Raw genomic sequence first — 9,963 nt, forward strand, 5'->3', positions numbered from 1 at the left:
AAGTGTATTAAAATGTCCTTTATTCTGCTGGTAATTCCAACCAGCGATAGTAATTGTTGCGATAACTGCTGCTTGCATATAATGTCCATTTCCGGATTGACTCTCACACTATAAATAGTACCGCCCGGATCTATGACAAAATAGCATTTCATGCTTCAATCCCTGATTTAGCTTAAGGCATACCGTAAAATAAAGAAAGCTTCTTCATTTTGTAACTCTCCTTTTTTTATACAATACAGGTATCTGTCTTGATCTATACAAAAGCCGGAAGTCATTTCCTGCCCCACTTCCCAAACATGAGTCACCATTCCATTCCAATCAACTTGTACGATTTGATTATTCATGACATCATCTGTTTCACCATTTTTCAGACTACGACGAAAATAAGCATAACCAGAAGTTGCATAGCATTGAATATAACCCACATAATTTTTTCGATTTAATAGTTTACGAAACTGCTCCTCATTATTATCACCATCTTTATCTAAACAAATGACATTTTGTAGTTTTCCTTGCAAGTTATACACCTGGATCATATCAAAATAATACATTGAAACAAATATTTTATGCAAATTCAAATTGCATAAGACATTTGCACTATACATTAGCCATAAATTATCTTTCACTTTGTCTGTTAAAGTTGATGAAAGTTCCGGATACACAGGTACTTTGGTTATTTGGCTTGTGCGTAAATCACAGATTTGAAACAAAGAATTTTTCTCTCCAATATGTTTTCCCACCAAGTACTTCTGATTTAAATTCAGACTTCCCCATCCTAAATAATCTTCAGGCAATTTCGTAAAAGAGCCCAATGAATCAGAATATGCTACGAATTTGTTTCTTGTATTCATATCGTACATTTCAATACCTTTCAGTATTGCTTTATTCTCATAATTGTTACGCACAAATTCAGGAGAAAGAACATCCTCCGGACCATTCCCTACCGTCCCTATCCGTTTTAACAACTTGCCAGTCCGTTTATTAAATAAATGAATACAAGTATCTGCTTTGGCCATAACAACATATAATACATCATCATATATATCCATTTCCACAGGATACTCCTCCATCAATGTAAGGACAGTATCTGGTGAATTCAGCTTTTCCGCAGAAATCACTCTGCTACTATCTGTGTCAACTCCAGCTTCATCTGAATGAGAAGAGTCTCTTTTTGAGAGACACGATGAAATAAATACAAACAATAAAAGGACAGAAAATAACCGTTTCATACTCTATTATTTTATTATAAAAAACTTACAAGCAATAAGATGTTCCTGACCACCAATGGATATCCAGAGGATCATACTTACATGGAGTTCCACACTTTACAGCCTTAGGCTTATCTGCATCGTAATTTGCATTTTCCATGGCCAGATCAGATAATTCTATTTCTTTATTCTGCTGGTATGACCAACCAGCGATAGTAACTGTAGCGATAACAGCTGCTGCGTCTAATGCTTTTTTCATGATGATTAGATTTTAATTTATAAAAACAACTGCTTTGGAAAAGCAGTGATTCAATACTATAAAATTTTATTCGATATATTGTTTATTCTAAATATATTTTTCTTAGATCATATCCATCTTCATTGAAGGAAACTAAATAAGCGTTCTGCTCAAAAGAATCTACAGCTATTGTCATGATCATGCAATCTGTTTTTATTTTCTTAATAAGGTTTCCTTCCCAGTCAAAAATCAATATTGTATCAGTAAAAGGATGTTTTGGAGGAGATTGTTTCAAATCAGAACCTTTTGTCCCGCTTAGTAGAGCATAGATATGTTTTTGAGTGACATATATATCATCAAAACCAATTGTTGTATTATCACCCCATGTTACAGAAGAACCTGTATCTTGGAATAGAGAAGGATAGATAAATAATTGTTTAACAGACTGTATACAGGATTCTTCTATCTTGAATATTTCCAATGTTCCCCCGATATAAGTTCCTTGTACCCAATATTTATAATCGGGTCGATATTTTGTTTTGCATGCATATGTAAATACGCGAGCATTTCGCTCTTTATCTTCAACCACTTGTGGATAATCTTTATAAACATCATACAAACTGTCTGGCGAAACTAAAGCGAAGCGCATGTCATTTGTAAACCCTACCAAATAAAATATTCCTGAACGTTCTAATACAGAATGAATAGGATATTGATATACAGATTGAGGTATTTGGATAGATTGATAATAATCTGATTGCTTCTTTAAAAATCTATTTACATCATATTCCATAATCTTAGTTGCAGAATAGGCTCGGATTTTTCTATCCGAAGTGATAGTAAATAAATCGGTTAAATTTGGAATCTCCATGGGAGCATCTCCTTTTTTCGCTAAACAATCTATATACTCGCCGAAACGATCGTATACTTGTAAATACTCACTTCCTCCTAAGTCTTGTACAACAAAAACTGAATCCAAGATTTCCAAGCGGATTGGATAACGACATAATATATCTGACTTTATCAATTCTGATGGAGTAAAACACACCTCTGTCTCATCTATAAAATCTGACGAGAATTTATCTGTTAAATTATTAGAACAGGCAGATAAAATAAACAGGCCTATGATTATTAATATATTTTTTGACATTGTTCTGATCTTATTTTACTTTAGCAGATTGCTAGGACCTTATATGTCCTATGCAATCTGCTAAAAATTATTGTTGACAAGTATGAGAACCTTTCATTGTCGAGCCAATTGCTGTCCAATCTGCACCACATTTATCGCATTCAAAACTACAGATACCTAACAATCCTTCACAGTCAAGATTAGACTCTGATTCACCATTGGCCAACGCTTCCACGTTTTCCATGGCCAGATCAGATAATTCCACTTCTTTATTCTGCTGGTAATTCCAACCAGCGATAGCGACTGTAGCGATAACTGCTGCTGCGTCTAATGCTTTTTTCATGATGATTAGATTTTAATTTATAAAGAATATCGGTGAACCTTTCTTTCTACAAATCCACCCTTTATCAAGTGTGGTTGCACATGGCAGAAGATTCTGTATGCCATTCCGAAATTAATGTGTACTTTTGTATGTGTTTTGTCCGTTTTCTCCGACACAGGCAAAAGTAAAGTAGATTTGGAAGAGTACAAAATAAAAACGCCGATATTTTGCTGAAAATACTCTGAAATCTACACTGATCAAACACTGAAATTTTACTGATGATGTTAAATATCAGAATTATAACAAATTGTATAAAAACGATGGTAGCATGAATAGTAATATTTGTTTTGTATGTAAAGTATTTGGAATTGTTTTTGTAGGCTTGTTGGGGGCCTATTTTATGTGTTCAGGGCATAACTATGAGCAGGCAATCCTCAAAAACGCTAAAATTTGTTTTGAGGAGGCACTGCAGGAAGAAAAGAAAAATAGTATGACCCAAGTATATATATCATACGATGCTTCGAAAGCTACATGTACTTTAGATGAAGTTCTAACTTGGGCGACGATGGCTATGTCCATAAAAAAGGATAGTTGTCGTCAGGGGTTAGACAGTATATACCACGCTAAGTTAACACAAGCCGGATATCCCGTTCAAACCGCTATTAGCTATACATGGAATGGACGTACCACGGTGAGCAAGCCCAATTTGGATTTATCACACATGTACCCTGTAGGAAACAAAGTTTATTCGATGAAGCATGATACGATTCGGTTGCAAGCCTATGTACCCATCGCTTTCGTGCATACGCAAAAATATAAATTCAGCATAGGTTTGGGATTGTTGGTTGGCAGCATTTTACTGGGCTTTGGCATTTGGTGGATGACAAGAAAAAAAAGGAATATGGATGAGGCGGCTTCATTTTCGCAAAGAGTACTTATTGGTAAAAACTGTTATTGGGATTCACGGAGAGGTATTTTCTGTTGTGCAGGCGAATCTGTAATATTAGCCGGAATGCAGGAAAAGTTTTTTGACCAACTTGTTAAATCCCCAGATTACGTTGCGATGTATCAAGATTTTTTAGTTTTCTATCCAGAACAGGAACTTACTAAAGCTACAATAGATAAAATCCAACACACCATGCAAACTTTGAAAAAAAATCTGAAAGCATTTCCTGTGGTCATTGAGCCTATTCGGGGTAAAGGTTATCAACTTTGTTTTAAGGTAGAGGAAATGGCAGAATAACTCAAAACCGGGTTATTATTATCCAAGCTTGTAGTATATAACCGTTCGCCTTGTAATGCCAGTCCGAACACTGAATGATCTAGCACTAACTTTCGCAGCGGTTTCCCTTCCTGCATATTCCGTATCCGCTCTTTAAACGAAACCCCGTCGAAAACTGCATGAATGCAGCTGTCGGCTACTTTCTACGTTCTTTTGATTCAATCTTTACTTTTCTTCCATTCTTTCACCTTCTCCCTCATTTCCCGGATGGCTTGACTTTCTACTTTGGGCTTTTTGTGCCAGACCGAATCAGCCATCTCTTGCCGTTTATCCGGCTGGTAGAAATCAGGTTCTGCATAGAGGTTGGCCAGCAGGTAATACGGATAAATGCGTTCGGGCAATATGTCAATCGCGTGCAGCAGTAGTCTTTCGGCTTCGGGATAGTTGCCGGCTTCTTGTTCGTTCTTTGCCAGAACATATCGGATCATGGGATCGGAACTGTAACGTACGGCTTGCCGGAGATATTGGCTTGCCTCTTCCAGTCGTTGGCTGTGATTGAGGCATTGAGCCGCTTCGAACAAGTATCTGGGATTCTGTTTCAGTATGTCATAAAGTGCGACATATCCTTCGGTGGCAGCCTCGTAGGCTTTGTTGTTGTGTAACAACTTGAGCCGGTTCCATTGTTCGTAGGCCTTGTAGCGGTCTGTCGCCGATGTGCACACGAATAGGCTGCATACAGCCATGACGATCATCCCTAATCGTTGGACAGAAAGCCAGTTGTTTTCTGCCACATATCCTGTCGGAATGGCTAATGCACACAGACAGACCCAAAGAATCCAGAAGTCCGGAAGTTGTAAGGGATAGGAAGAGAAGGCGAAGATGGCAAAGGCTATCAACGCTCCGGAAATCCCGGATTGTTTTGTCCGGACAGCCAGAAAGAAAGCACCGCCACCTACCCCCAGGAAAAGCATTAAGGGGAAGATTCCTAATTCTACTGCAATTTGCAGGTATTCGTTAAAGGCATATTCCGGGCATCCGGCCACCCATTTTTCCTGGCTGGAGGCATGTTTCAGGTAGCTGGCCTGGGCTTCGGCGAAAGCTTCCGGGAAATGTCCCACTCCTACGCCCAAACCCCGTTGTTCCCGGATGATTTGCGTAGAGACCTTCCACATCAGCAGGCGTCCGTCTGCGGAATCTTTCTTGAGATGGTACATGCCATAAGCCCCTCCGGCCAGCAGTAATACACTTGCCAGTAGCATGGCCGCGATTCGTTTGGGATATTGACGTGTATAAGAGATGATGGCGGCTTTATAGTAGCTAATCAGTACCCAGGCAGAACCGAGCAAAGCAGCAATCCAGGCTGAACGGCTTCTCCCGGCAGGCAATACAACGCAGATGACCAGCACGCAAAGCCAGGCATAATGCCCTGTTAGTTTACGGTTGTGTAACGCCACATGTAAAGCCCAGGGCAACAGGATGGCAAGGAATCCGGAATAGGGACCCGGATTGAAGAAAGTGCCGGTCAGGTTAAACAGGGCATGGTGGGAATACGTGAAACCATATAGCTGTGCCATGCCGCTGATAGCTTCTCCAAGGGCGACAGTCAGCCATAGACGAGTGAAGAGTTCCCTTGTTTCGGGGCGGAAGAGGAACAGGAGGCGCAAGATGAACCACAAGACCAGTAATGATAACAGGAAGGAGCATTTGCCAGACAGGACATTCCCGTCAGAAAAGCAGGAAAGGCAAGCCCATCCGATGAACAGGCTCCAGGCACCATCCACCCTGGTGATGCGTAATCTTTTCCGTTCGATCAGGTAACCCAGCAGACAAACAGAACCGAGTAAAACGACCAAATAAGTCCAGAATGCCCGGCCCGTGACCAGTCCGTCGGCCAAGTTGTCGGCCGAGACGAACGAGGTAACTGCCAGTGCCAGGCAAAATAGGCTGACAAACAATAATATGAGATAATTCATTAATCTATTCATGTCGTACTTTATGATTCTATTTTACATCTAACAGAAAACGGTCCCACCGGAATCGATCTGTATAAGGATCGACCGATTTCCATACTTTCCATACTTTCCCGACAATGTATTCTTCGGGCAGTAATCCCCAGTAACGGGAGTCTTGTGAATTGATGCCGTTGTCTCCCCCCATGAAATAATAGTCCTTCCTGAAACGGTAAGTCCGGATGGGATGCCCGTCCAGAAAGACGGTCGAGTCGCGGTAGGAAAGCGTTTTCCCTTGCTCCCATTCGATTACCTTTTTATATAACAGGAATTTGAAACGGTCCATGCCGACTTCCGTTCCTGCTTTGGGTATGTAGAGTGGTCCGAAATTTTGCAAGTTCCAATTGCTTTCGTTGTAAGGGAATGTCTGGAAAACCCCTTCCGGGAAATCTTCCGGTTTCATCTGTCCGATGCGATGTTGCGCTTCCCGATTTCCCAGGTTTTCTTCCGTCCTGTTGATTTGGTAGATACCGTTCCTGATGGAAAGGGTGTCTCCCGGCAAGGCAATACAGCGTTTGACATAGTATTTGAAGAGGTGCATCTCAATCTTTTCCCACGTGTGAGGATGGGGAAAATGAAAGACCAGTACGTCATTGCGTTGTATGTCGTATAATCCAGGCAAGCGTCGGATGTTTACCCGCTTCCCTTTGAGTGCCTCTGTCAGGTTGAACAGCCTTGGCCCGATCAGGAGCTTGTTGACCAAGACGTAATCTCCCGGAACCAGCGTGGGTTCCATCGAGTCGGTTGGTATACGGAAAGACGCATACACAAAGACCAGCAGGAAGAGCCACAGGACAACCAGTCCGGCAGCAGCCAGAATCAGGTTGCTCAACCAGTCAATGCCTTTCTGTATCCATTTTTTCAGTACCATTGTATCATTCCATTTTTATACGTGAATATTCGGTCCTTCGTTCCTTCGATGCGTACGCGGTAAATTGTACCTTGCGGTACGTCGTTGAATGTCAGTGTGCCTTTCTCCCAGCGTTGTGTCCCGGCTGTTATCCAGGCATCGTCCCAGTATTGGAGTACGATGTCTTTCTCTTGGATGAAATAAGGTTTCCAATAAGGCACGTAATGTATTTTTTTGATCAAGGAGGGATAGGGCAATTCCCAACATACGAATCCTTTGTCCCCGTTGGTTTTCCCGCGCCATCCGGTAGCTGAAAGTCCGTCTGTCATCCGGTCGGGATTGTCTTCGGATGTAAGCGGACGCAGGTTTGTTGAATACTTCAGGGGATGTATCGGTTCTTCCCCGTCATGTTCAAAGAAAGAGATTTCACAGAGGTTAAGCGAGTCTTTGGGTACTTCCAGACGGATATACCGGTATGGGGTATGGCTGGTTGTCTGTATGTCGTTTCCCCATGACTCCATCGAGTCGTTCAGGCACCCCAATGTGTCCGCATGGGCAAAGTTCTTGTCTGGACTTCCCAGCAGGCATGCCCCGTTCAATGTCCTTTTGGTTTCAATTACTTCGTCTGTAAACAGATAGGCAGTATAGGTGGAGACCGTTATGGGGGCAGTTTCTTTGTGAGGTTCCAATATCTGTTGTTTGCCATGCTTGTCCAGCAGGAAGGCAGATCCGGCAGGAGTCAGGTTCCCGTTTTGGTACAGCATGGGCAAATAAACGATGTCTTTGCCCATCCCTTTGAAAACGACGTTTCCATCCCGTTGTATTTTCCCCCATTGCACGGGCACCCATTGTTTGGCTCCGAACACACACAAATAGGCATATTTTATATCCTCCGGAATGGACTTTCGGAGTGACAGTTTCACATCAGCGGTCTGGAAATAAGCCTCGGATACATCCTTCATGAAAGGATTACGGAACAGAGGCGGAATGTCTTGCCGGTCGACTTCGGGATCGGCGAATGGTCCGTCCAGATAGTATTCGAAGGTGTGCCGATATACTTTGGGCAAGCGGAAACGTCCCCACAGCAAGTCGAATCCTTCGTTGTTGTAAATCCGTTTGTATTTCCAGCGGTCGGCATCCCAGAAAGGTTCGAACGGATGGGTTTCGCCGTTGACGATTACGCAGTTCCAGCTATGCCCTCCGGAGCGGTTTCCCCATTCGGGTACGAAATCGATGGCCGTGGCCATACCCAAGGCGGATAGCTGTAAACAGTTGTACCAGGCCTTGTCGTCGCACGATCCCCGTTTCACATATTCGAAGGTGGCGGCATTGTAGATGGGCATGGAAGCAGCCGCCCAGTTGTTGTGCATCAGGTCCGACGATCGTTCGTGCAGCGAGTCGATCACCTGCCTGAAGTCCTTGCCGGCATCGCTGAATAAATGGGCGTGCCGTTGGTAGAACACGTCGCGGCTGTTGTCGATGCAAACACCCTCGGCATAGCGGTAGGGCAGGATGTAACGGCAGAAATCCTCGAAAGGCGCGTTGCGGGTATAGGCATTTTCCTGCCAGGCTTTGAACGAACGGTCTATCTCCTGTATCAACCGGTCTGCCCGCATGGTTTGCACATCTTTGCGGGATTTTGGGAAAAAGAGCGATTGTCCGGATTCCTTCCAGATGCTGTCGATTTCTTGTTGCCATTCAGCGGGCCGTTCCCAGTTGTATTTTTTAGAAATGGCTACATGCCGGTCATAAAAGGGCTGAAACTTCCGTACATCCGTGGAGTCGTGCCCCGTGTGTCCGACCATGTTCTCAATCAGGAATCGGGCTGCCCGGTATTTCATTTCGTCGCCCCGATAGTGTTCCAGCACTTTTTCCAATTCCTTCCGGTTGTCGCCTGCGTATTCCAACGCCATGTCGAGCCTGTCTTTGGATTGGCAGGCTGTCAAAAGCAATAGAAGTATATAGACCGTTGTTTGTTTCATTGTTTAATGATGAACTTTATAATATTTGAAGAAGGTTTAGAGGCAACATATATAAATTATCATCATCTGTATATTTCTTCAGATACAACATATTATTAAGTAAGACCCCATCCAGATAAAGGGCATCCAATTGCAGCCGTTTTACTGGTTTCCCTTCCCAAGTAAATATATCAAGGTAAGTTTCTTCACCAGGATGTTCTGTATCTTGGTTGAGCATATAGAAAAAGTTATTATCAGTATTGATACTTTTCATGTAGCAAGCTCCATCTGTTATGGGATTTTCTGGAGAATCTCCTTTATAATTGATCGTAAAGAGAGAATTGAATTTATTCTTTTCTCTGTCAATCTGGTAAACTTCTATTTGGTTAAACCGGATTCGTCCTACTACCAATTTGTCTTGTTGTACTTGGAAAGTTAAGTCGTAGGGCATGATTTTATTGTCAAAATACCCTTCGTTTACAGTGATACTGTCGTATGATTTTCCCGTATTTATATTTAATAAGTGTATTCCTGTTTCATGAGGGGAAGCCTTGTATCCACAATACAAAGTGTCATTGATGGCAAAGAAACGTTGGTAAAAACCTACATAGGGGCAATCCAGTTTCTGGGTGTCAAATGTAAGTGAATCCCCTTTATATTGGTATTTTCGGATTGAGTTACCATTCCATATTCTAAAATTGTTTTTTTCTGTACTTTGAACTAACATGGCTGTGGGTAAAAAATCTTCTGGCCCATTGCCATCTTCTCCAAATGAAAAGAATTTTTCTGAATTAACACGATCCCATAGAACAAAACAGGGTTCCATCAACCTGTTTTCTAATAAAATAAAAGAGTCCAATGCTGCCATATTCTCAATATTGCATAGCGTAGGCAGCTTGATGGCTTCAAGAGTTACCCGTTCGGTTATATTATCCCATTCGATTTGTGTGATAGGAACGTTTTTATTTCCTGTTTTTAAATTATTACAACTTGATAATAGGATGCAACACAAGAAAATCGTTAA

Annotated in this window: 9 protein-coding genes; 1 reads left to right on the top strand and 8 read right to left on the bottom strand. The window is 42.1% G+C overall.

Annotated features, from left to right (window positions below):
- Positions 1-167 precede the first annotated feature (167 nt).
- The 4 genes from BACCOPRO_RS00370 to BACCOPRO_RS00385 form a co-directional block, all read right to left on the bottom strand.
- The gene (locus BACCOPRO_RS00370) at positions 168-1,229 is read right to left on the bottom strand and encodes a hypothetical protein (protein WP_246497734.1); all 1,062 of its coding nucleotides are present in this window, start codon (positions 1,227-1,229) and stop codon (positions 168-170) included.
- A 25-nt stretch (positions 1,230-1,254) separates the two neighbouring features.
- Positions 1,255-1,467 carry a hypothetical protein gene (locus BACCOPRO_RS00375; RefSeq protein ID WP_008139839.1) on the bottom strand — a complete coding sequence of 71 codons (213 nt, stop codon included), beginning with the start codon at positions 1,465-1,467 and terminating at the stop codon, positions 1,255-1,257.
- A gap of 82 nt (positions 1,468-1,549) precedes the next feature.
- On the bottom strand, positions 1,550-2,596 hold the full coding sequence (locus BACCOPRO_RS00380) for a BF3164 family lipoprotein (protein WP_008139840.1): 1,047 nt from the start codon (positions 2,594-2,596) through the stop codon (positions 1,550-1,552).
- Between the two features lie 67 nt (positions 2,597-2,663).
- The gene (locus tag BACCOPRO_RS00385; protein WP_008139841.1) at positions 2,664-2,918 is read right to left on the bottom strand and encodes an NVEALA domain-containing protein; all 255 of its coding nucleotides are present in this window, start codon (positions 2,916-2,918) and stop codon (positions 2,664-2,666) included.
- Between the two features lie 307 nt (positions 2,919-3,225).
- On the opposite strand from BACCOPRO_RS00385, the gene BACCOPRO_RS00390 reads away from it, so the two are divergent.
- Positions 3,226-4,140: a hypothetical protein gene (locus tag BACCOPRO_RS00390; protein ID WP_008139843.1), complete on the top strand. Its 915-nt coding sequence runs from the start codon at positions 3,226-3,228 to the stop codon at positions 4,138-4,140.
- A 197-nt stretch (positions 4,141-4,337) separates the two neighbouring features.
- Here the strand turns inward: BACCOPRO_RS00390 and BACCOPRO_RS00395 are convergent, their stop codons facing one another.
- The 4 genes from BACCOPRO_RS00395 to BACCOPRO_RS17950 form a co-directional block, all read right to left on the bottom strand.
- Positions 4,338-6,104, bottom strand: coding sequence for an O-antigen ligase family protein (locus BACCOPRO_RS00395; RefSeq protein ID WP_008139844.1), 1,767 nt, complete (start codon positions 6,102-6,104; stop codon positions 4,338-4,340).
- A 16-nt stretch (positions 6,105-6,120) separates the two neighbouring features.
- Positions 6,121-6,999 (bottom strand): signal peptidase I, encoded by an 879-nt coding sequence (lepB, locus tag BACCOPRO_RS00400; protein ID WP_008139845.1) that lies wholly within the window; start codon positions 6,997-6,999, stop codon positions 6,121-6,123.
- Positions 6,990-8,960, bottom strand: coding sequence for a hypothetical protein (locus BACCOPRO_RS00405; protein ID WP_008139847.1), 1,971 nt, complete (start codon positions 8,958-8,960; stop codon positions 6,990-6,992). The genes lepB and BACCOPRO_RS00405 overlap by 10 nt, the downstream gene beginning before the upstream one ends.
- Before the next feature lie 16 nt (positions 8,961-8,976).
- Positions 8,977-9,963, bottom strand: a 987-nt coding sequence (locus BACCOPRO_RS17950) for a hypothetical protein (RefSeq protein WP_008139849.1), incomplete at its 5' end; no start/stop codon positions are given.

Source organism: Phocaeicola coprophilus DSM 18228 = JCM 13818 (assembly GCF_000157915.1).
Taxonomy (GTDB): domain Bacteria; phylum Bacteroidota; class Bacteroidia; order Bacteroidales; family Bacteroidaceae; genus Phocaeicola; species Phocaeicola coprophilus.